This window comes from Bremerella cremea (genome assembly GCF_003335505.1).
In the GTDB taxonomy this organism is placed as follows: domain Bacteria; phylum Planctomycetota; class Planctomycetia; order Pirellulales; family Pirellulaceae; genus Bremerella; species Bremerella cremea_A.
Genome location: NZ_QPEX01000024.1, coordinates 209,964 through 232,611, shown reverse-complemented (window position 1 = coordinate 232,611; position 22,648 = coordinate 209,964). Strand labels below are relative to the sequence as shown.

The following is a 22,648-nucleotide window of genomic DNA, read 5'->3' as shown; positions in this document are numbered from 1 at the left end:
ATTTTTGGCGCAATAAAAAAACCTGCGATCTAGCAGGTTTTAGGAAAGCTTGTACGACGCTTGAACTAAGAGTTCGTCTTCATGGCCTGAGCCGGTGCGCCCAGTTGGGCCAGCATTTGGAGTACGCCGTTGAGATGGGCGATGCGAGGCCCAAAGCGATCAACGAACTCGCTAAGCAGGTATTCGCTGTCGATCATATCTTCAGCCGTGTCATCGACTTCGCTGGCTAAAGTGCCCAGGAAGTCAGCGTGAACCTTGCTGAGGGCTTCAGCGGCCAGACGGCACTTCTCGGCCAATTCAGGATGAGCTTTCCGCCAGGCGTTCAGTTCTGCTGAGCGTTGCTTTTGCGTATGAACTTGTTGCTGAAGCAACTCTTCCAAGAGCAAAGCTTGGCGCTCTTGCAGTTCAATCATCCGTTTCAGCAAAGTGTTGGTTTCGTTCGACTGAAGAGATTGCTGCATAGGTGTTGGGTTGGAGGTTACGTCGACGTGTGTGAAGAGAGGGGACAGGTCTTTGGGGTCGAGCGACATCGTTTATTAAGTCTCCGGGTGAGGCGAGTAACTCAGTATAGTCACCTGGGGTATCAAATGTCGAGCATTTACCTTCACCAATAGCAGTGCTAGCGAGAAGGGATATGCCCTTACGATAGTTAAAGTCCACCTTTCCCAAACACCGATTCACATCATTGGGCCGTTCGCCCAGGCTGCCCACAACGAGTTGCGCTGTCACGATGATAAGAATGGGCAAGATGGAGAGTCTATGTCGAATCGGAACGAGAAAATGGTGCCCAGCCTCGGATTTTTAACCGTGGTAGAGCATACGCCAGGTGGATTGTTTGGTGGACTCTTAGTCCTCAATCTTGCTGGGCGTCCTCTTGAGTTTCATTGTACCGCCCCAGTGAAAGCAAACCGTGCCCAGGAAATCCTTTACGGACCTACTTTAAAACCTTATTTATACGGCGAACAAATCGGCGGAGCTTTGATAGCTAAGTTGAAATCTCCCACATTGGCGATCTGCACCGATAGCGAGCACGTGCTCTCGCTACGCGATCATGCCGATGTGCCGGTAGTTTTGCTCCCCCCTAGTTGTGTGGAAGAAGCTTCCCCAGCCGAGGCCAATGTTACTTCGTACCAGGGCGAAGCCACCCAAGTGGCGGTTGCGCCCCCACATATTCGGTCGTTCCAGCTTGGTAGCTATGAAGTTGCTGTCAGTGGCCAGCATGAAAGCGATTGCCAGCTGCTGGCAGATATTTGGCAAGAAAGATCGATTGATTTGGACTTAAACGAACCGTTCACACGGATCCGCGAAGCCATTGAAGAGGCGCACGGTGTGGGCAAATAGCTCATCACAAAACCGATCGTCCTTCACGCACTCCCCCCCAGGAAATGCCACCTCGCGACCCGAGGAGGTACGCAAAGCGACATGACAGAGCCCTTAGAAACGATTTCGCATAATCTCAATATCAAGTCCGAAGTGATTTCGCTCGGTTGGACGGCGGCGCTTGCGCGGGCTCCACAAATATCGATCACTTCCGAGCCATTTAAAACGCCTCGCCCCAAGGCGGTCTCGCTCATGTGCAAAGGGGCCAAGGTGGGCGTGAAGAGCTTTGTCTTCCCAGAAGCGCCCGCATGGCTGCAAGCTTTAGAAAAGAAAGCCCCGCCCAAGAAGGAAGCGGGGCAGCAGGCAGCCGAAGAGGATGATCCCGCCGCCCCCAAGCCACCGAAGGCGAAACGCGTGACGCACATTCGCCCGCCAGGGGATGTGATCAAATTGGAAGACCGGCTGTACTACTTACTTCAGCCGTCACTAGAGTCGCTTGTGACCAGTGGGGCGTTGGAGTTTCCCTTCGAGCCGTTCCCGTATCAATTTGAAGGGATCGCCTTTCTATATCCTCGGCATGCGGCGGTCATGGCCGATGAAATGGGGTTGGGCAAGACGATGCAGTCGATCAGCACCATGCGGATGCTACTGCGTGCTGGCGAGATTCGAAGTGTGCTGTTGGTTTGCCCCAAGCCCTTGGTCTCGAACTGGAAGCGAGAATTCAATCTCTGGGCGCCAGAGATTCCGATCAGCATTATTGAAGGGGACTCGGCCAAACGAAGTTGGTTATGGCGCGATAACCAAACGCCAGTGAAGATCGCCAATTACGAACTGCTGATGCGCGATCAAGATCTGGTAAGCGAAGAAAGCGGACTGCACTTCGATCTGGTGGTGTTGGACGAAGCCCAGCGGATTAAAAATTCCAATAGCACCACCGCTGAGATCACCAAGGGGATTCCCCGTACCCGCAGTTGGGCCCTGACCGGAACGCCGATCGAGAACAGCACGGACGACTTAGTCGGCGTGTTCGAGTTTCTTGCCCCAGGGCTGTTAACCAAGGGGATGGATATCAAGTCGATGAGTTCCACTGCCGGCGAATATATCATTCGGCGGACCAAAGACTTGGTGATGACCGACATGCCTCCGCGTCTCTATCGCGATGCCGAACTGCATCTTTCGCCTGCCCAGCAAGAGGCTTATGAGTTTGCCGAAAAGGAAGGCATCGTCCGGTTGGAAGAAATGGGGCAGGAACTGACCGTCCAGCATGTCTTCGAGCTAGTGCTGCGGTTGAAGCAGATCTGCAACTTCGATCCACGCACCGGCGAGAGTGCGAAGATGGATCAGTTGAAAGCCGATATGGAAGAGGTCGCTGCCAGCGGCAAGAAGGCGATCTTGTTTAGTCAGTGGACGCGTACGATTAAAGAGATTCGAAAGTATGTCGAGCCGTTTGGCCCGCTAGAATACCACGGCAAAGTGCCGCATAAGCAGCGGGAAGGGGTGATCGATCAGTTCAAGCACGACCCCACCAAGCACATCATCTTGATGAGCTACGGCGCCGGCAGTGTTGGTTTGAATCTTCAGTTCTGCGAGTACGTTTTTCTGTTCGATCGTTGGTGGAACCCCGCTATCGAAGATCAGGCCATCAACCGAGCTCACCGCATTGGCGCCGCCGGCGCGGTCACAATCAGCCGTTATTTGGCCGTGGGAACGATCGAAGAGCGGATCAACAAGGTCCTGGAAGAGAAGCGAGAACTCTTTGACGCTTTGTTTAGCCAAACAGGCGAGCCTGCCAAGGTTGGTTTCTCGAAGGAAGAAATCTTCGGCTTGTTCGATCTACGGAGCCCTAAGGGACCGATTCGCTTGGCGGCGTAAGGTGGAGATGCGAAGCGGCCTTCCGCGATTGTTGTTGGTTCCTTCACAATCGGCTTATCACATCGGCAATAAAGAAGCCCGCCAGATAGGTTACGCCTCCTAGCACAATCCCGACGGCAAACCATCGACGCCACGACCAATCGCGTGGCGCGAAGCTGACCGTGGCCAGGCAGAACATGCTAACCACCAGGCCGATGCGGGCAGCGATGCGCCAGATGCCCCAGGGACGGGCAAGTTCGTTGGGATCAAACAGTACCAGGTTTACCAAGCCGAGAAACATCGCGGCGATTCCGATAATTCGGTTGCTATGCTGCGTTTCGTAGGGAACCGACTTGTCGATGGTCTCTGGATCGTCAGGCGAGGTCATGGTGATGCCAAGAGAGGTTAGCAGGGGCCTTGGTATTGTACGCCTGGGTTTGGCTTGCGCAAACAATTCGATTGCCTCTTCGCTTGGACTTGCCTTGCCTCCGCTGGCAAGAAACAAAAAAAGGGCATTCCCCGTAAGGAATACCCTCCGTTGCCCTCCTGGGAACTGAGCGTTACGGAAAGATGTATCGCAGGGCGTTGCGGATCGGCTGGCCTTCGGTGTAAACCTCTGGCTGACCCAGCAGGCCGCGACCGACGTACGAGTTGTTACTCATGCCAATGATCGGCAGCACTGGGCGATAGGCCGTTTGATCGACCGGATAGACCGTGGCATTGGGGACGACAACTGGCTGCGAAACGACGGGAGGCGTCATTACCGGAACGCTATTTACCGGCGGATTGTTGTAAGCAATGGTGGTGGTCGGGCGATAAACGGTGACCGGGGTACCGGTCGTCGTGACGACGGGGGCCGAATAGGTCACCGGCGCGTTGTACTCGACCCGCTGTACCGTTTCGCCTACAGAGTGCCACGTGCCTGGCTGTTGAACTGGTTGCGCGTAGTAAGACGTTTGCGTTTGGTAGTTGGCCGGGTATTCAACTCGGCGAACTTGTTGCTGCACGATTGGTTGAGGATTGTCGTACACAATCGTTTGTGGCTGAGACGGATAGCGGGTGACCGTTTCGTCGACTTCGGTCTCGGTAAACACGCGTGTCTGCGAAGTCACCGGCTGGTTCGCATAGCTGCGCGTGTTGGGCGAAGCCGTTTGTTGTGCGATCTGTTGGGTAGTGCTAATCGGCTGCATTGCGGTTGTACGCTGCACTGCACCCACGCGATTGGCGGTGCCACGGGTCGAGGAGAACTCGATCGCGTTGGGATCGTTCCAATCTTGAGGGGCAGCCATTTGCGTCATTGGCCGAGGATCGAACTGGTTGCTGTTCGTGGCATTCCAGACGGGTTGTTGAGCGAAAACAAAACTCGGGGCCGCAAACATTACGCAGGCGGTAAGCGTGGTCGTCCTGAACATATTCTTGCTCCTCTTTGAGGCTGGTTGACTGGGGAACTAGCTACCTTCATCTTGCAAGTGATATGCCAGAAGGGCAAATAAGCAGCAAAAGAGAGCCACGATCTCTTTACGCCGTCATAGCTATCACAATCGCGCAACTTGATTGACGAAAAGAGGTTGCGTTGGCTTAAGGACTGCCAATTGGGAAGAGCTTTCCGCGCAGTGGTAGCAGCGAGCCACTTAACGCCAAGGTCGCAGCTTTGTAATGCTTACAAAAAAACTGGTGAAAGCTTGTTCGGCTGCCGGTAGCGTGGCGACCAGTTTGGGGCAACTACTGGTCACCTTCGACGAGGGGCTCGGCTGTTTCCGCAGCGATCGTTTCGGCATTGCGCCCGACCAACCAGAGCGTGCCAACCAAAACAACGATACCCAAAATGTGGCACGCGAAAACCGGTACGCCTAAGCCAATTGGCAGGGTGCCAGCGACGACGGACGCAATCGCCCCCAGAATCGCATACGGCATTTGCGTGCGGACGTGCGCCACGTGATTGCAGCCGCAGCTTTGCGAAGAAAGAATCGTGGTGTCGGAAATCGGCGAGCAGTGGTCGCCAAAGATCGCGCCGGACAAAACGCTTCCCACTACGGTCAGTAAAATGGGGTCATGCGGATCGAGCACGCCTCCGTCAGCGACCAGCATGCTGTGCGATAGCGAAATCGAAATCGGGGCTAGGATGCCCATTGTTCCCCAGCTTGTTCCGGTCGAAAACGCGACCGCAGCGGCCAGTAGGAAAGTGGCACTGGGGAGCATCTCGACCGAAAGGTTTGAGCTGATCATCGTCTTCAGGTATTCGGCCGTTCCGAGACCGTTTTCGCTTGGCTTCGCCGTTTCTGCCGACAATGCGGCGGCAAACCACAGGATGAAGATCGCGGGAGCCATCGACTTCATGCCCATCAAGATTGACCAGCCGAGTTGTTTGCCAGAAAGCAGACGCTGTGGCGCGATCAAGAAGAACGCCACAATCAGGCTGATGCCGGATCCGTAAAGCAGCGCTAAATTCGATTCGCCAGCCCCGGCAATTTGCAGAATCGAAGGTGATTCGGTGTCGAGCGAGGCCTTCTGATAGCCGGTATAAAACAGCACCAAGATGACCACCAGCAGCAGCGTTCCGACTGGAATCGCCGCGTTCACCCAGTTGGACGTCAAGGGCGACTCAGGCTTGAGTTGAAAGCGGTCGGAAAGAGACGAGGTGAATCGGTCGATCCAGTTCATCTCGTGGGAGTGCTGGTTGTTCGAGCCAGGGGTATCGGACTTGTTCCCCGTGTCACGCAGGATGTTCACTTCGGCGGTCAGCATCGGTCCGAAGTCGCGTTTCAATAAGGCGACCATCGGGACCAGCAGTAAGGCCCACCAACTGTAAAAGCGATACGGGATGCTTTCCAGAAAGAGCTGGAATGCTTCTGGTTTGGTGGCCGACGTGATTTGATCGATACCGTCTTGAATGTAGCCAATCTCAGCTGCTACCCAGGTAGAAACCAACGCTAGGCCAGAGACAGGGGCCGCAGTGGAATCGATGATGTAGGACAGTTTCTCGCGTGAGATCTTCAGTCGATCAGTGATCTCGCGCATGGTGCCCCCAAGCAGAAGCGAGTTGGCGTAGTCATCGAAAAAGATCAAGAGGCCCATCAGCCAGGTGGTGACCTGGCCGCGCACGCGAGTATAGGCCCAGGGGACAATCAAGTTAACCAGCCCACGAATTCCGCCAGATTCAGAAACCAGCCCAATCATTCCGCCAATCAGCAGTGTGAAGGCAAAGACCTGTTGCTTCGAGTCTTCCCAGAACTTTGCCCAGATAAAATCCTTCGCCGCAATCCAGCCGCCAGAAAGCGGATGGCCATCGGCCAGGATGATGCCACCGACCAGGATGCCCACAAAAAGCGAGAGAACCGTGCGACGAGTGATGATGGCCAGAGCGATCGCCGTCAACGGTGGAATAAGGCTGAGCCATCCAAAAGGGTGGTGATCCATCCGTTACTTATCTCATGCTCTTAGGTGTGCGGCGAAAGGGGAATCTCAAGGACGACCTTAGCCAAGGGGGTAACGCTTGAATCGACGTAGACGTTGCCGCCATGGGCTTGGGCGATGGTCCAGCACTTGGTAAGTCCGAAGCCAAGTCCGCGACCTGCTTCGCGTCCACTATGAAAGGGATCGAAGATCACGTCGATTGCTTCGGCCGGGATGCCAGGACCATCGTCTTGCACAGACATGATGGCGGACTGATCGGTCTCTGCCAAGGTGATCACGATTTGTCCACCCTTTTGGAGTGCTTCCAGCGAATTGCGAACCAGCGCACACAGGGCCAAAGTCAACTGATTGGCATCAGCGTGGAGTTCAATTTCATGCTCAGGAGCCGTCAGCTTCAAAACCGTGTGCTGCTGCCTGGCTGCAGGAAGCATTTGTCGCATCGTATCGGCGGCAATGTCACTCAAGCGACAAGGCTTGGGCTGCGGTACCGGTGGCCGGGCGAATAGCATCAAGTCGGCAATCATCTCGTAACCCCGCATCGCCTGAGCGTAGATCGTGGCAAGTTCGTGCCGTCGGTCAGGGTTCGTTTCACTGGCCAGCAAAGCTTGCGCACGGCTGGCAATGTTGGCCAGCGGGTTGTTGATTTCGTGACTGGCGCCGTAAGCCAGTCGCTTGAGACTGGCCAGTTTCTCATCGCGAAGTCGCTGCGACTCAGACGAGCCAGAAGCGGAAGAATCAGGGGGATCGGATGCCATGCGACGGAAGCTGTGACCAGGGAACGAGAGAGGGTAAGACGCTATAGGCTCCCCATCTTAACCTCTCGCCAAGAAATTCCTACTTGCCAACGGCTTAGGCAGATTGCCGAATGAAAGTCAGGTAGAGAAACGCCAGGATCAAGAAGATACCTCCCAGGAATAAAGGAATTACCCAGATGAGTGATGGAAAGGAACGGTCTACCTCGAATTTGATCGCATCGTCGAGCGATCCTTTCTGAAGCGACGCGGCCAGCTTTTGTTTGACGTCTTTATCGAGACCAGAGCCGATACTGGTAATCACACCGCGCAACTGATTGCTCCGTAAGACTTCGCCCATGTGATCTTCGTCACCCGAAATTTGGGCGATAACTGGTCGCTCCGTCGGGTTTGATTTCAAAGGATCTAGTGGGTCGTTCGCCGGAATTTCTAATAAGAACCAGCCTTTCCGGACCTTATCGGACTTTTCATCCTGTTCGACAATGTAGTCGTCGTTGACGGTAAAGTCGGTGATTTCAAAATGGATGTTTGAGAGAGAATCCGACGAACCGAGATCGGCTAGGGTAATTGTTTCTGGCTGGCTGGTGCCTTGGGACCACAGTCGAAACTCGACAGCGGCGAAGATGCAACAGGAAATACCACCGATGAGAAGTAAAAGCTTGATACGCATGGCGATTGGGCCCGACTGAGAACTTCGATACCTAATTGTAAGATGAGGTTTTCCCTCTGTTGTGTGGGGGGTAGTAACGAAGGTATCGTCTCATAAACACATGTCAATGAAAAAGTGCTATCAGAACCTTCTTTTCCAGAATGCGCAAGAGACCGCGCGACCCGAGGTTGGTGGGTTGATATTGCCAATGCATTGGACCTGCATGAGAGCCAAAAAAGGAACTCATGCCGCCAAGAGAAGCGCAGCCAGCGAATTCGCCGCAACTGCGCGAAGAGGTAGGAGTGTTGGAACAGGAAGGAGGCTCGTTAGGAATTTACCGATTCCATGTCGAGCATGTTGCATGCCTTGTCGACGAGGGCTTCCACCGAGAACGGCTTCTGCATGAACTCGTTGGCGCCACATGCCATCAAGTCGGCAACTTTGTCCTGTTCGATCATGCCGGAGATGCACAAGATTTTGACGTCTTCCATCGTCTTATCCATGCGCACTCGTTGGCAGACTTCCTTACCGTTGATATCGGGCAGCATGATATCGAGTACGACAATGTCTGGATGGAACTCTTTAACCAGCATGCCAGCATCGAAACCATTGTTGGCGGTGCGCAGTTCAAAACGGCCATCCCGTTCAAAGGCATCAACCAGCAGTTCCACGAGATCGACGTCGTCGTCCACGATCAGGGCCTTCCGCTTGCCACTTTCGAGGGCGTCGGTCGGAATGCCATTTTCACGCATAAAGTTGTAGAGCTGGTCGCGCGGGATACGTCGAAACCGGCTTCCTGGGACGCGAAATCCTTTCAATTGCCCTGAATCGAAGCAACGAATGATCGTTTGTTGGCTGACCTTGCAGATCTTCGCCGCTTCACCGGTCGTAAAGACTGTTTTCATGTGCTGTCATCCTATCCCTAGCGTGTTTGCCAACCAATGCGATAAGTGAGGTTGGAGGCCGCACGTCTTGAGCATCCTCGCGCTCTGCGCATCCGTGTCAAACGGGTACATCCCGTTTAAAACCCTAAAACTCTGGAAGGTGTGTAATTGTTCCACCCCTCAGTAAACCAAGCATTTCCGCTCATCATCCGGATATGCCCTATTTACCGAATTTGCCAGATGCCGGAATTATATCGTCCCAAATTGCCACGTCAAGATTGATGTGGAATGCGTAAGTTGAGTAAAGGCAACACGTTGCGATATAAAGTGGATCGTTGGCAAATATTTTGCCTAATCACAACAGACCAAAATACAAGAGTGACAGCAGATGAAAAAACTGCTGAAAGTGCTGCCAAGCTACTGATAGCAACCCCGCCAATATCCCCAACTTAGGAGGATTTAGGGGCCATCCTGCCATCGAGATAAACCAACAGAAGGGCAATGTCAGCTGGGGTAATTCCGCTAATTCGCTCGGCTTGGGCAACCGTGGTAGGACGAACTCGGACCAGCTTCTCGCGGGCTTCGTTTCTCATTTGATTAAGCCGCGTAAAATCAAACGATTCTGGAATTCGTTTGTGCGAAAGACGCTTTTGCCGTTCCACTTCGACCTGCTGCCGGGCAATGTATCCTTCGTAACGCAGATCGTAGGTTACCTGGAGAGCAACTTCAGGGGAGATTTCTCGCAGCGAAGGGGCTAGTTCACAGATTTGCTCCCAATCGGAATCGGGACGCCGTACCAGGTCGGACAGTAAAGTCCCTTGGTGACGGGTAGTTGTCAGCGTGGCCATGGCGGAGTCAATTTGTTCGACTTTGGCAGCATAGGTCTGCCATCGCTCGGACGTGATTAAGCCGCGTTGTTGAGCCAGGGGCGTTAAACGCCGGTCGGCGTTGTCTTGCCGTAGCATCAAGCGATGTTCGGCTCGGCTGGTGAACATGCGGTAGGGTTCATCAACGCCGCACGTTACCAAGTCGTCGATCAGCACACCGATGTACGCCTGATCACGGCCCAGGATCAGCGGCTCTTCGCCACGCCCTTCCAGGGCCGCGTTGATCCCGGCCATTAATCCTTGGGCACCCGCTTCTTCATAGCCGGTGGTGCCGTTGATTTGGCCCGCAAAATAAAGGCCGGTGACTTCCTTGGTTTGCAGCGATGGCCAGAGTTGATCGGGCGGGCAGTAGTCGTACTCTACGGCGTACCCATAACGCATGATCTGAGCGTTTTCGAGCCCAGGGATCAGCTTGAACATCTCGTCCTGAACATCGCGAGGCAAGCTTGTCGAGATGCCGTTCACGTAGACTTCCCGGGTGTTGTGCCCTTCCGGCTCTAGGAATAATTGGTGTCCATCCTTATCGGCAAAGCGGACAACTTTGTCTTCAATGCTGGGGCAATACCGTGGCCCACGCGATTCGATCTCGCCGCTGTACATCGGTGCCCGGTGTAGATTGGCTCGGATCAGGTCGTGAACTTTCTGGTTCGTATGCGTGATATGACACGGCATTTGCTCGCCAGAAAGCTTCTCCGTCAGGAACGAGAACGGCTGCGGATCCTCGTCCCCTGGCTGGAGTTCCGTCTTGGTGAAGTCGATCGAGTTGTAATTTAAGCGGGCTGGCGTGCCGGTCTTGAAGCGATCGAGCCGAAAGCCCAAGCGATGGAGGGCGCTGCTGATTCCGCTAGAAGTTCCTTCACCACCTCGTCCGCCAGGCGTCTTGGTTTCGCCCACATGCATAACCGCGGAAAGAAAGGTGCCGGTCGTTAATACGACGCGGCTGGCCGCGAAGACAACCCCACCATGAACGCTTACTCCGATGATTCGTTTCTTACCGTCCACTTCTTCCGTAAGTAGATCGCTGACGATTTCCTGCCGCAGGTCGAGATTCGGCTGATCTTCAACCGCCAGCTTAACCCACCACTGGTAAGCTTTCTTGTCGGCTTGGGCTCGCGGGCTATGCATCGCCGGGCCTTTACGGCGATTGAGCAGGCGGAATTGGATTCCGGTCGCGTCGATCGCTTGCCCCATGGCCCCCCCCAGGGCATCGATTTCGCGGACAATTTGTCCTTTGGCGATGCCGCCGATGGCTGGGTTGCAGCTCATTTGTGCTACCGTATCGAGATTAGTCGTCAGGAGAGCCGTTTTGGCGCCCAAACGTGCCGCTGCCAAGGCCGCCTCGGTCCCCGCGTGCCCCGCCCCGACTACTACAACGTCGTACTGATAACGAATCTCCGACATTCAATCACCTTGCAATCTACCTGCTTTATGAGCGAAGCTTGTATTGTAGAGCCCGCTCGGATGGATCGCGAAGGGCTCCAACCCGGTTTTCAGCAATCTGCGGTCGTTTTCAGTGCGAGAATAGGGGCGTTTTGTCCCTTTCTCAAAGTCCGCTGGTGGTTCTCTGACCCTCGAAAGTCCCTATGCTCTTACGCTATCTCGTTTCCAACTTCCTGCAACAGCAAGGCCAAAGTGTCGTGCGTGACATGGTTTCGCAGCAGATTTCAGGCCAAGCCAACGCAGATGTCGCCCCGGAAGATGTTCCCAAGCCTGAAGTTGTGGTGCTGTTCGCATTAGGTGTCGAATCGGCGGGCTTTAAAGAGCGGCTGCAGTCCGTGGCGACGGTGAAAATGGAAGGACGCAACGTCACCGTTGGCAAGCTCGGAGACCGCGTGGTAGGGGTACTTGAAACCGGGGTTGGGAGGAAAGCGGCTGCTGCGGCGACCCGCGATGCATTGGACATCATTGCCCCTAAGTGGGTTGTCTCGGCGGGGTTCGCCGGTGGTTTGGTGCCAGAATTGAAGCGGGGGCACGTGGTTATGCCCAACCGGGTTGTCGACAAGGAAGGATCGCTGGTTGAAATTCCCCTTAATCTGACCGAGCAGCAGATCGCCGCCACACCAGGCTTGGCAGTCGGGACGTTGCTTACGGTTGATCGCATTATTGGCGATGTGGAAGAGAAGCGAGCTTTGGGCGAGGCACACGCCGCCGTGGCGGTTGATATGGAGACCTTAGCGGTCGCCCAGGCCTGTCGTGAAAAAGATAGGACGCTGATCTCGGTCCGGATCATCTCCGACGCGGTTGATCAACCGCTTCCCAAAGACCTAGAGAAGATGATGAGCCAGAGGACAACCTCCGGCATGATCGGGGCCGCCGCTGCCACGATCTTCAACCGACCTGGCAGCATCAAGGATATGTGGAACTTAAACGCGATGGCCAACAAGGCGAGCGATAAGTTGGCCGGTTTTCTTTGTGGGGTTATCCCGCAGCTTGAGGTCGCCATGCGGGAAGACTAGGCTCTGAAAGTGCCTAGTTCAGGTTCGCTTTCCCTGGGGTTTGAAAGAGCAGCAGCCCCGCCGAGGCGAGAAAAATGGCCCATTCAACGCCAGCCAACACGTAAGTTGTAGTCCCCATGCCACTGAACAGAACGAGGCTGATCGCGCGGAAGACAACCGACAGGCCGTGAATCAGGACACAGGCAATCAGCAGCGGTTTGGTAAACTCGCTCCACAAAAGCGGCATGAGGAAGATGAGTCCCCAAGCGAACTCAACGCCGCCGTAAACGGTGAAGAACTCGGACTGACCACTTCCTTTTTGCAAATCGAAACCGACTGATTTCGAGGTCTGGGCAGGGGCCGAGGCACACCACACCCCCAAGGTCAGATAGCAAATCCCTACAAAGGCTAAAAAGTATCGGGCGGCTGGCATGGCGGATCCTCTCCGTGTTCCGGGGCGGAATGACTTATTGATCAGTGAAAACCGCAACCTTGCGGACAGGTTAACTCGCTTTTCTATTCTTCTTTTCCCAGTCCCCAGAGCCACTTCGAAATCAACGCTACCGGCAAGTCTGGGTCGCCAACAGGGTCGTGGTAGCCATATTTGCGCAAGATTGCTTCCGCCGCTAGGTATCCGCTGCGGACTGCTCCTTCCATGGTAGAAGGCCAGCCGGTTTTGGTCCAATCGCCAGCCAAGGCCAAACCAGGCAAGATGGTTCCTTGATTGGGACGCAGGCCTTCCAGGTCGGGCGTTGCTGCGAAAACCGCTTGTTTTTCGGTAACTACTTGTTGGTCGAGTAGGTAAGGTGCCGGATTCGCACCGAAGGCACTTACCAGTTCGCCAAACACCTGACGAGCCAGGTCTTCGTGCTTCAGGCCCGCCAAGGCTTGCGAAGCACTGATGACGACCTGGTAGTAGTAGCAAGTCGTGTCACGTAATAGACGCGAGCCATGGTTAAAAACCCACTGGCTCGTGCGATCAAGCAAGACCGCATGTGGGAGCTTGGTCAAAGGTCGGTCGAGCCATAGGTGAACGCTGGAAATCGGTGACGATTCAATCTCGTCCACCTTGTCGAGTTTCGGCATCAGGTTCTTCAGAATCGGAGAAAAGATCTTCGGAGATTGATGCCACGGAATCGCGGCGATGAAGTTCTCGAAAGTCTTTTCTGCTCCCTGACCGTACCGCACATTAAAGCGGGAATTGAAGTAAGCAACTTGCCGCACTGGGGACTGGCGATGGAAGTGGACCCCCTTTTCCCCTAGTCGTTGAGCGGCCTGGACGTCGAAGATATCCTGCAGCGGAAGCGTCGGCACATAAACCTGGTAAGCCTGACGATTGCGGAGAAAGCCATCGACAAATACTTTTCGGGCGGCCGTAAACGAGACTTCACTTAGCGGCGCACCAAGGGCGCTCACCAGGACGATCTCCCAGAACTGGGCAATGGCGGTCTCGCTTTGTTGTTTCTCAAGCAGCCAGTCACGCATCTTGTAACTGGCATAGGTCTGAGCCGCTTTCGGAGGGGCCATCTCCCAGAGGGCTGCGCGGATGTGTTGTTGGTCTGCTGTGGAGAGATACTTCTGGCGCTGAAACGCACCAGCCAAATGCAGCGGAGCAGGCAACCACTTATTGGATGTGAACGGATAAAGCTTGCCGTCGCGGTCGATGAAGTGCAGTTTGGTGTCACGGCGAAAGCAATTTTTCAGGTCGAGCCGTTGGCAAAGCCCGAGAAAATTTGTGCAGCAGCCCATCGCTACGTGTTGGCAACGATCGATCAAGGAGGGGCGGTCTGGTTCGCGAAAGGCACCTGCACGCCCGCCCAGGGAACGTTTCGCTTCGAATAAATGAATCTCAAACGGAAATCGTGACAACGCTTCCGCAGCGGCAATGCCGGCCAAGCCGCCTCCAACAATTGCAATTCGCTGGCCACGCATTTCCTTGGCGTTCACGAGCGGGCCTCCATGACGATCGGTTCACGCGAGCGAAACGCAAACTGGGACATCGCCAGCGAGGCCAGCAACTTTATTTTTCGCCACGATCCAACCTGGATCTTGCGATGAAGCACGGCATGCGGATCGCGCGAGATTTGTTGGAGCAGATCGTAGTAGGTCTGCGTCATGGCGTTGTAGATTCGGCGACCATCAGGATAAAGGTCGTCGCGGAGTCGCTTGGCTTGGTCAAACAATTGCTCGGCACGCTCGATTTCAAATCGCAGTAGCCCTTCAAAACCGTTGCTCGTTTCGCCCTTTAGCAACGATTTCTCTGAGACCTCGAATCTTCGTAGATCTTCCAGCGGCAAATAGATTCGTCCTCGCTGGCCATCCTCATGAATGTCGCGGAGGATGTTAGTTAGCTGAAATGCCACCCCAGCCGCGATGGCCGATTCGCGATTGAAGTCAGGTTTGATTCCCCAGACCGGCAAGCAAGTTAGGCCAATCGCGGAGGCGACCTGATAACAATAATGTTCGAGTTGAGCGAAATCGGTGAAACGGGACCGCGTTAAATCACTTTCGACACCAGCGATCGATTCCAGAAAATAGTGTTCCGGAATCTCGTATTGCTGAATCGTATCGACCAACGCTGGCAAACGGATATCGCGAAAATCACCTGCCAATGCCGCTTGAAAGTCGTCGCGCCACTTTTTTAGATCGGCAGCTTGATTGGTTCCTTCCGCGTCGGCCAGGTCGTCGGTATGCCGGAAGAAGGCGTACAAGGCAAACATGGCCCGCCGTTTTTCCCGGGGCAGAAACCAAAACGACATCAGGAAGTTCGAGCCTGATTGGCGGGAGAACTGTTGGCACTGGGCATAGCTTTCTGCGAGGCGGTCATTCATGCGGAGGCCTCGTCGATCACTTCTATGCCAAACTTCTTGCCTCGGACGTGAATCTCCCACCAAGCTTTCATTAACAGGCCCATCTTGGCTCGCTTGCTAACTTTGGGGCGCCGCTGCCAGGTGTCGTGGTTTTGGTGACGAATTTGCTGCAAAATCGTTTGCCCACCGCGGACAAACAGGGCGATATCGACTTTCAATTTCGACGGAAAGTAATCCACGATTGGCTCGCCGGCATCCAGCAGCTGCTGGGCTCGGCGCACTTCGTACTTGATCAACTCGCGGAAAGATTCTTCCTGAGTGCAGTGCGGCATGTCTTCGATCGAGAGGCCGAACTGTTGGAAGTCTTCTGCGGGAATATAAACCCGCCCCATGTCGTAGTCGCGTCGCAAGTCTTGCCAGAAATTGGCCAGTTGCAAGCCGGTTGAAACCCGATCGGAATAGACGACCGCCTCAGGCGAATAACAGCGTCCCAGGTACAAGACCAATCTGCCTACCGGATCGGCTGAGTTGCGGCAATAAGCAAGCAGTTCGCGGTAGGTGGCGTAACGTTTTTTGGTTTGATCCTGGCGAAAAGCGATCAGCAGATTGCGGAGCGGGGTAATCGGGATTTTAAATTCGTGAATTGTTCGTTTGAGCGCCACAAACACCGGATGATGGGCATCTTGCTGAAAGCACGATTCGAGCTGCTCTTCCCACCACGCTAGCAAGGTCAGCCCTTCCGCATCGCTGGCCGCTTCGTCGGCTAGGTTGTCGGCCCAGCGGCAATACGAGTAAATCGCCGCGAAGTGGGGATGGAGTTCCGTGGGAAGAAACCAACTGATGACCGAAAAGTTTTCGTAGGTCGCAGCCGTAAGATCTTGGCAATACGCGTAGGCATCGCTTGTGCTGGGAGTTTGCCAACTGGCTTTCGGTCCGAAGTTCGCCAGTTGATATTGAAAAGGTGTCACGCGTTATCCGGAGGGTTGGTTTACGGTTACGACGGCAAAAGGTTTCGCAAACTGCAAATTGTGCGGAATTTCGAGCCGAGGGAAAGTCCGATTGCTCGATCGGCATAGGTTAGCAGCCGGTTGAATTTCTCGGATCGGCAATAACTCGCTCTCGACGTAGGAAATCTACCACTTGTTAAGGGAGCTAACGCTGCTCTATGCCCTTGCCAGGGGTTGCGGTAAGATACAAAGCATAGAGGGAGGTTCCAACCCAATGAAAGTGATTCTAGCAAGCCCACGCGGGTTCTGCGCCGGTGTTAACATGGCGATCGAGTGCCTCGATCTGGCGATTAAGTCGTTCGGGGCCCCAGTCTACGTCTATCACGAGATTGTCCACAATAAGTACGTCGTCGAGACCTTCAAGAAGAAGGGGGCGGTTTTCGTGGATGATTTGCAGGAAGTTCCTCCCGAATCGATTCTGCTGTTTAGTGCCCACGGAGTCTCGCCAGAGATTCGCCAAGCGGCCAAAGCTCGGAATCTGACGGCAATCGACGCAACTTGCCCGCTGGTGACCAAGGTACACCTGGAAGCGATTAAGTTTGCCAAACTAGGATACACGATCTGCCTGATTGGGCATGAAGGGCACGACGAAGTGATCGGCACCATGGGGGAAGCCCCCGAAGCGATCGTTTTGGTCGAGACAGAAGAGGATGTCGATAAACTAGAAATTGCCGAACCTGACAAACTCGCTTATCTGACGCAAACCACCCTTTCGGTGGATGATGCCACGCGAATCATCAATCGCCTAAAGAGCCGCTTCCCAGAGATCAAAGGCCCACCGAAGGCCGATATTTGCTATGCGACCCAAAATCGCCAGGAAGCCGTGCGAATTTTAGGCAGCGAAGCCCAACTAGTGCTCGTACTCGGCAGCCAAAATAGCTCGAACAGCCAACGGTTGAAGGAATTGGCCAAAGAATCTGGCACCCCAGGTTATTTGGTGGACGGGGCAAAAGATATCGTCCCAGAATGGTTCCAGGGAATTGAAACCGTCTTGGTGACCGCCGGCGCCAGTGCCCCCGAAGTAGTTGTGGAAGAATGTCTCGACTACCTGGTCGAGCGGTTTAATGCCACCATTGAAGTCCGCGCGATCCGTGAAGAGGAAGTTCATTTTCCTCTTCCGAAAGAGCTGCGCAAGTTGGTTAGCATTACTTGATCGCTGGTCTCGCGAGCCCAATGCTTATTGGGTTCGCTTCACCGGCCAGCGTTCTGGAATCTCTTGAATGTGAAAATCACGGAACGAGACATCCGTGGTTGGGTCGTGCCCCTGCAGCATGATGGTGCCAGCTTCCAAACGTAGACCGCGTCGTGGATTTTCGTTGGGCTTACGCTGGTCGGTCCAATCGGTGACTTGGTAGCCGTTGACCCACACCGAGATATGCGCCCCTTCGGCAATCAGGGTCTTGATGAGCCACTGGTTATCTTGGCTGACCACACGACGAGCGACCGTGCGACGAAAGATCGCGCCGGTACCGGAATCGAGCGGCTTGGTTGGATCTTCTGCTTCAATTCCGTTATGAATCTGGCTTTCGTAGCCCATCATCTTGTCCCCCGGAATGCAGCGAAAGAAGACGCCAGAGTTCAAGTTCTCGGCGTTGGTTTTGGCCTGCATTTGTAGCACGAAATTGGCGTAGGCCTGTTCGGTTTCGAGTTGCCCAGGACCATTCTTGGCGTGGATTTCGCCTTCTTCGGTTACGGTGAACTCGGTTTCCATGTCGGGGTAGGTCTTCCAGCCGGTCAGGTCTTTGCCGTTGAAAATCGACTTCAGCCCAAGTGGTTTTAGGCTGATATTACGGAAGCGGATTTTGCCGCCGTTATGTTGCAAACCAATGAAACCTTTGCCGAGGTAATCTTTATCTTGCAGCGTGGTTACGACCTCGCCATCGAGTTTCACTTCGATGACGGGGCCTTGGCAGCGAATCTCAAACGTATGCCACTCGCCTGGCTTGCACTCTGGGGTGACTTTCTCGCGACTGACAAAACTGCCGGTTGGATAGGCATTCGAGGGGGGGGCAATATTCAGTTCGTAGCAATCGTAGTTCGGGCTTTTGGGGTTGGGTGAAGTCCGCAGAAAGATACCACTGTTCGTGTTTTCGTCTGCTTGAAAATCAACACGCAAGATATAGTCGGCGAACTGTGTCGTGGTACACAGGATGCCGATTTCGCCGGAGATCGCTTCGATGGTGCCGTCGACTACTTTCCAGTCGGTCTGGGACATCGGACGCCAGCCAAACAACGTTTTGCCATCGAACAGCGAGATCCAGCCGTCTTCGATTTCCTGCTCAGTAAGCCCTGGCGTATCTTGGCCGTGAGCTGGTGTCGTCAGTGAAGCAGCCGTGAAAACAATCAGCAAGATCGTCGCGGCAAGCAGCTTTAAGTTAGGTTGGCAGCGATTAAGCGGCATTTGACGAAGTTCCTGGCGAGAAATGAAAGGACCTTAGCGGGGCGATAGGGATATCTCTCTAACCTAAGGAAATCATTAGGGTTTGGGAAGATCTGCGGGGTTTGCTCTTGGGGTAGCGTAAGGTAGGTTAATGATCCATGGGGAAGTCGGCGCCCATCTTGCTCCGACGGTCGGGAGACGTATGTCGTGGAAGAGAATCTATATCTGATTTACTTTGCCGGGATTTTGGCTCTGGGGATTACTGCCCAGTGGCTTGCTTGGCGTCTCCACCTTCCCTCGATCTTGCTGCTATTGGCTTTTGGCTTTTTGGCAGGTTTGCTGCCGCAAAGCCCCGATGAAATCATCGGACGGCAAGTGCTTTTCCCGATTGTTTCTTTATCGGTCGCCGTCATCTTGTTTGAAGGTGGGATGAGCCTGCGCTTCAACGAACTGCGCGAGGTCGGACCCGCTTTGGGTGGCCTTGTCACCGTTGGTGCGCTGGTGGTGTGGGGCTTAGCGTCCTTGGCTGCCCACTATGTGGTGGGATTTTCTCCCGCGATTGCCACGGTGGTGGGAGCGATTGTGGTGGTTACCGGGCCAACGGTCGTGGGGCCGCTGTTAAGTCATATTCGCCCCGCGCGGAAGATCGGTTCGTTGGCGAAGTGGGAAGGAATCGTGATCGACCCGATTGGGGCGGTCCTGGCCGTTCTCGTATTTGAGTTCATCATGAAATCGGGCGAAGGGGCGACCTGGGTCTCTCCTTTGTGGTCGATTGGCATGACGGTTCTCGTCGGCGTGGTGTTGGGTGGGGTGACCGCCTACTTGATGGTTTTTTCGCTAAAAAGCTATTGGGTGCCCGACTTTCTACACAACGCGTTCATTCTAGCCGTATTGCTGACGGTGTTTGCCGTCTCGAACTACATTCAATCCGAATCAGGGTTGTTGACGGTTACCGTGCTGGGTTTGTTGATGGCCAATCAAAAGCAAATCCCCGTGCGGCATATTTTTGAGTTCAAAGAGAACTTACGAGTCCTGCTGATTTCATGCTTGTTCATCGTGCTGGCGGCCCGCGTGCCGGTCGATAATTTGGTGCAAGTCGGCTGGCAAGGTCTGTTGTTTGTTGCCTTTCTGATTGTGGTCGTGCGGCCAGCTTCGGTCTTTTTATCGACGATCGGTAGCAGCTTGAATTGGCGCGAGAAAACGTTTCTCTGCTTTATGGCACCGCGCGGAATCGTGGCGGCGGCGGTCGGTTCGATCTTTTCTTTCGAGTTGGCCCACAACGCTGAGACGCTCGGGTTGATCGAAATTGGGGGCACCTCGGAAGGCTCGTTAGTCGTGCCGGTTGTCTTTCTGGTGATTGTCGGCACGGTGACTTTTTATGGCCTGACGGCATCTCCAGCGGCGCGCTGGTTGGGGCTTTCCAGTCCGTCGCCTCAAGGGGTGCTGATTGCCGGTGCCGATCGTTGGATCCGAGATTTGGCCGTACTAATCAAGAATGCCGGGTTTCATGTGGTGCTGGTCGATACCAACTTCCGCAATATTACCGCAGCACGAATGCAGGGGCTTTCCGCCCAGTGTGCCAGTATCTTGTCGGACTATGTCAGCGAAGAATTGAACTTAGGTGGTATTGGCCGACTTCTAGCCGCTACGCCAAACGACGAGGTCAACTCGCTGGCCTGTATGGAGTTCACGCATCTGTTCGGTCGCAAAGAGGTTTACCAGTTGAGCCCCTGGGATTCTGGCTCAGGTAAACGGCAATCGGTTTCAGATCATCTACGAGGTCGTGTCATCTTTGGGCATGGTCTCGATTTCTACAAAATCGCACGCCGCGTCACGGCTGGGGCACAGTTTAAAAAGACCACCATTACCGATGAATTCACCTACCACGATTTTCAGCAGACCCACGGCGAATCGGCCACGCTGCTTTTTGTGGTGGCGGAAAATCGTTTGCGGATTGTGACGGCGGATGACAGCTTTGTTCCTAAGGCGGGGCAAACGATTATCGCTCTGATCGACTCTCGCCCCGAGCCTCCTCGGAAGCCTGCGAATGGGGCAGCCGAGGAAAACACCCAGGACGCTAATCCGGCGGATGAATCGCCAGCGAAATCTGCGGAACTGGAATAGCGTTGCCCAAATCGGCCAGCCGTTCGACCGAAAGGGTCAAGCAGCATCGCTGCGTGAGGTGCTCGCCTAGATGGATGGCATGTTCCTGCTGAGCTGGGAACGGGCCCAGGCTTGTGTCGTTTACCGAAGCACTGCCGGAGAAGGGCAGGTCGATCAAGATTAGTTCCACACGCGAGCCGTCGTCGATGCCGGTCGGGCGGTGGAACCAGCGTTGCAGCATCACGGGCCCTGCGTGCGAGGCGGAAACGATGTCAGGCCAACCTTGGGGCAACTTCACACGTTGCGGCTCGTCGGATAGGCCAGCAATCATTTCCCAGGGGCCGTTCAGGCGAATCGTATGGTGGTTGGTCATAAGTAAAAAAAAGCGGACACGCTTTGCGAAACGTGCCCGCCATCTGCTATTAAGAAAACAATGTTGCCGCGAACAAGTTAGTCTGGCAAAAAGTCGGCCATGATGGTGTCTTGCCGAACCTGCCGCGTCCCCTCTTCAATGGCCCGTATCGTAACCGAGATCCCACGCAGGGGAACTGGATAGGGAGGGGACGTTTCGTATTCATCCATTTCATCGACAATATTATTGCTGTTGTCATCAAACCCGTTGGTTCCTTCGTCAGTAACGCCGTCACCATCTTGGTTGAGGCCATCCGATTCGTACAGCAGCGGCCAGGTGTCGTAATAGGCGTAAGGAAGGTTTGAGTTTTGTGTATTAACCCCGTTATTCCCAGGCTGTCTTAGCATGGACGGCATTTGGTTGAATTGCCCAAATTTACTCGCGAGAACGGACTGCAAGCCAGACTTTGTATTGGCGGCTCCGGAAAATAAAGGAGAGCCTGGGATGGATGAGTAGCGTCCGCCAGCGGTCCAGTTCAAATCGACAAAAGCCCCGGTCATTGAAGTCGCTGCCGTGTAGGCTTCGTAGACGTTGGTATCGGAAGACCCAGGATAATAGAAATCACCCGGCTGTCCGGCGATGGTCCCACTGGCTTCCTGGCGAATGACGGCACCTGGGTCGAAGACTTTGACGTCGAACGCCAGCGTTTTAGAGAGGATGACATCCTCGCCGGTACGGTCCCGCAAGTTCGAAGCACCGATTGTGCTGTTCAATTGTTCAAAGGACAGCAAATTGGCTGGGTTGAGCGTGTCTGGGAAGCTTCTGGAAGCAGTCGCCAGAAAATGAGCGATGCGCCGTTCACGGCTTTGCAGGTCTTCTAGAGAATTAGTAAACCACTGATTCGTGCTGGTCGCATAGATCGAAAGGTCGTAGTAATTCCGCATCTCCGCGTCCGACAATGATGGTGTGGCGGGAGGCGTCATTGTTGCGTTGCCCAGGTAAATATCAGGGCGAATCAAGAAGGCACGGCGATATAGGGTAACCGTTTCGTTAGCGTCCCGGTAATCCGTCGTGGACCACTCTTCCAGGTTTCGATCGTCTGCTGGGGTTAGCTTGGTGAAGTAGACGATTTCGGCATATTGCGAAGTGATGACCGAGAAATTACCGCTCGATCGATCGACCGAATATTTGTAGGGAAAATTAGAATTGGTGTTGGGAACCAAATCGCCATAAATCAACCCAACAAACGGTTCGTCTTTGCTGTAGGCGGTGAAGCACAGGATATCGTCGGCGTCTCCTCCCATCGCACCGTTATGGGGATCGGTCGTCACGGTTGGATCGTCGCCGATAATATCGAACGCCGCGAAATCGACATCGCGATCGGGGCCTTCGATGATCTCGAAATAGCCTTGGTTGCTGCCTGGCTGGACCCACGGCAGCACGTCGACGGTGACGTTGTTCAGGTCGGTTTGCAGTTGATTGGCGACGCTGCGGAGATTGCCCGAAAGTTCGATCGTGGCGCGGGCATCGCGCATCGCACTACCCATCATGCCGAAAATCTGAGCCACAGCGGCAAACATGATCAAGCTTAGTGCGGTCGCCATCAACATTTCGACGAGCGTCAAACCGCGCGCTCGACGAGCGAAGTGCGGTGTGTGAATGTTCCACATACGTTCTGCGTCCTGTTGGTGTTACCTCGGCCAGCGTGCAAAATGCCCGCACGAAGAACCAAAGTCCCTTTTCTCGCTGAGCCGATGGGGCAGCCTGGCGAGCTATGAAAGATAAGTTGCGTGTTGATTAGCTG

20 protein-coding genes are annotated in these 22,648 nt (G+C 54.5%); 5 read left to right on the top strand and 15 right to left on the bottom strand.

What is annotated here, in order from left to right:
- Positions 1–65: 65 nt before the first annotated feature.
- Complete coding sequence (locus DTL42_RS12345) at positions 66–530, bottom strand: hypothetical protein (protein WP_234824184.1); 465 nt, start codon at positions 528–530, stop codon at positions 66–68.
- A 229-nt stretch (positions 531–759) separates the two neighbouring features.
- On the opposite strand from DTL42_RS12345, the gene DTL42_RS12340 reads away from it, so the two are divergent.
- Both DTL42_RS12340 and DTL42_RS12335 read left to right on the top strand, forming a co-directional pair.
- Positions 760–1,341 carry a hypothetical protein gene (locus tag DTL42_RS12340; RefSeq protein WP_114369031.1) on the top strand — a complete coding sequence of 194 codons (582 nt, stop codon included), beginning with the start codon at positions 760–762 and terminating at the stop codon, positions 1,339–1,341.
- Positions 1,342–1,422: 81 nt separating this feature from the next.
- Positions 1,423–3,192 carry a DEAD/DEAH box helicase gene (locus DTL42_RS12335; RefSeq protein ID WP_114369030.1) on the top strand — a complete coding sequence of 590 codons (1,770 nt, stop codon included), beginning with the start codon at positions 1,423–1,425 and terminating at the stop codon, positions 3,190–3,192.
- A 43-nt stretch (positions 3,193–3,235) separates the two neighbouring features.
- Here the strand turns inward: DTL42_RS12335 and DTL42_RS12330 are convergent, their stop codons facing one another.
- The 7 genes from DTL42_RS12330 to mnmG form a co-directional block, all read right to left on the bottom strand.
- Positions 3,236–3,559, bottom strand: a complete 324-nt coding sequence (locus DTL42_RS12330) for a hypothetical protein (RefSeq protein WP_114369029.1) — start codon at positions 3,557–3,559, stop codon at positions 3,236–3,238.
- Positions 3,560–3,731: 172 nt separating this feature from the next.
- Entirely contained in the window at positions 3,732–4,583 is an 852-nt protein-coding gene (locus DTL42_RS12325) for a hypothetical protein (protein ID WP_147274260.1), read from the bottom strand.
- Between the two features lie 310 nt (positions 4,584–4,893).
- Entirely contained in the window at positions 4,894–6,588 is a 1,695-nt protein-coding gene (locus DTL42_RS12320; RefSeq protein WP_114369027.1) for a Na+/H+ antiporter NhaC family protein, read from the bottom strand.
- 20 nt (positions 6,589–6,608) lie between these two features.
- Positions 6,609–7,340, bottom strand: a complete 732-nt coding sequence (locus tag DTL42_RS12315; protein WP_114369026.1) for a sensor histidine kinase — start codon at positions 7,338–7,340, stop codon at positions 6,609–6,611.
- A gap of 94 nt (positions 7,341–7,434) precedes the next feature.
- Positions 7,435–8,007: a hypothetical protein gene (locus DTL42_RS12310; RefSeq protein ID WP_114369025.1), complete on the bottom strand. Its 573-nt coding sequence runs from the start codon at positions 8,005–8,007 to the stop codon at positions 7,435–7,437.
- 305 nt (positions 8,008–8,312) lie between these two features.
- Positions 8,313–8,891 (bottom strand): response regulator, encoded by a 579-nt coding sequence (locus DTL42_RS12305; RefSeq protein ID WP_105350268.1) that lies wholly within the window; start codon positions 8,889–8,891, stop codon positions 8,313–8,315.
- A gap of 428 nt (positions 8,892–9,319) precedes the next feature.
- Positions 9,320–11,158, bottom strand: coding sequence for a tRNA uridine-5-carboxymethylaminomethyl(34) synthesis enzyme MnmG (gene mnmG, locus DTL42_RS12300; RefSeq protein WP_114369024.1), 1,839 nt, complete (start codon positions 11,156–11,158; stop codon positions 9,320–9,322).
- A 182-nt stretch (positions 11,159–11,340) separates the two neighbouring features.
- On the opposite strand from mnmG, the gene DTL42_RS12295 reads away from it, so the two are divergent.
- Positions 11,341–12,213 (top strand): hypothetical protein, encoded by an 873-nt coding sequence (locus tag DTL42_RS12295; RefSeq protein ID WP_114369023.1) that lies wholly within the window; start codon positions 11,341–11,343, stop codon positions 12,211–12,213.
- 13 nt (positions 12,214–12,226) lie between these two features.
- Here DTL42_RS12295 and DTL42_RS12290 read toward each other — a convergent pair whose 3' ends face one another.
- The 4 genes from DTL42_RS12290 to hpnC all read right to left on the bottom strand — a co-directional run bounded on the left by DTL42_RS12290 (position 12,227) and on the right by hpnC (position 15,970).
- Complete coding sequence (locus DTL42_RS12290; RefSeq protein WP_114369022.1) at positions 12,227–12,625, bottom strand: hypothetical protein; 399 nt, start codon at positions 12,623–12,625, stop codon at positions 12,227–12,229.
- A gap of 83 nt (positions 12,626–12,708) precedes the next feature.
- Complete coding sequence (hpnE, locus tag DTL42_RS12285) at positions 12,709–14,139, bottom strand: hydroxysqualene dehydroxylase HpnE (RefSeq protein WP_114369021.1); 1,431 nt, start codon at positions 14,137–14,139, stop codon at positions 12,709–12,711.
- Positions 14,136–15,023, bottom strand: a complete 888-nt coding sequence (locus tag DTL42_RS12280; RefSeq protein WP_114369020.1) for a phytoene/squalene synthase family protein — start codon at positions 15,021–15,023, stop codon at positions 14,136–14,138. The genes hpnE and DTL42_RS12280 overlap by 4 nt, the downstream gene beginning before the upstream one ends.
- Positions 15,020–15,970: a squalene synthase HpnC gene (hpnC, locus tag DTL42_RS12275; RefSeq protein ID WP_114369019.1), complete on the bottom strand. Its 951-nt coding sequence runs from the start codon at positions 15,968–15,970 to the stop codon at positions 15,020–15,022. The genes DTL42_RS12280 and hpnC overlap by 4 nt, the downstream gene beginning before the upstream one ends.
- 253 nt (positions 15,971–16,223) lie before the next feature.
- On the opposite strand from hpnC, the gene ispH reads away from it, so the two are divergent.
- Entirely contained in the window at positions 16,224–17,162 is a 939-nt protein-coding gene (gene ispH / locus DTL42_RS12270; protein ID WP_114369018.1) for a 4-hydroxy-3-methylbut-2-enyl diphosphate reductase, read from the top strand.
- A gap of 24 nt (positions 17,163–17,186) precedes the next feature.
- Here ispH and DTL42_RS12265 read toward each other — a convergent pair whose 3' ends face one another.
- On the bottom strand, positions 17,187–18,410 hold the full coding sequence (locus DTL42_RS12265; protein ID WP_114369017.1) for a 3-keto-disaccharide hydrolase: 1,224 nt from the start codon (positions 18,408–18,410) through the stop codon (positions 17,187–17,189).
- 186 nt (positions 18,411–18,596) lie between these two features.
- Between DTL42_RS12265 and DTL42_RS12260 the strand changes: the two genes are divergently transcribed.
- A complete protein-coding gene (locus tag DTL42_RS12260; RefSeq protein WP_114369016.1) occupies positions 18,597–20,513 on the top strand; it encodes a cation:proton antiporter in 1,917 nt (638 codons plus the stop codon).
- On the opposite strand, the gene DTL42_RS12255 is transcribed toward DTL42_RS12260, so the two are convergent.
- Together DTL42_RS12255 and DTL42_RS12250 are read right to left on the bottom strand one after the other, a co-directional pair.
- Complete coding sequence (locus DTL42_RS12255; protein ID WP_114369015.1) at positions 20,467–20,865, bottom strand: hypothetical protein; 399 nt, start codon at positions 20,863–20,865, stop codon at positions 20,467–20,469. The two genes, DTL42_RS12260 and DTL42_RS12255, sit on opposite strands and share 47 nt — an antisense overlap.
- A gap of 77 nt (positions 20,866–20,942) precedes the next feature.
- The gene (locus DTL42_RS12250; RefSeq protein ID WP_114369014.1) at positions 20,943–22,514 is read right to left on the bottom strand and encodes a PulJ/GspJ family protein; all 1,572 of its coding nucleotides are present in this window, start codon (positions 22,512–22,514) and stop codon (positions 20,943–20,945) included.
- Positions 22,515–22,648 lie beyond the last annotated feature (134 nt).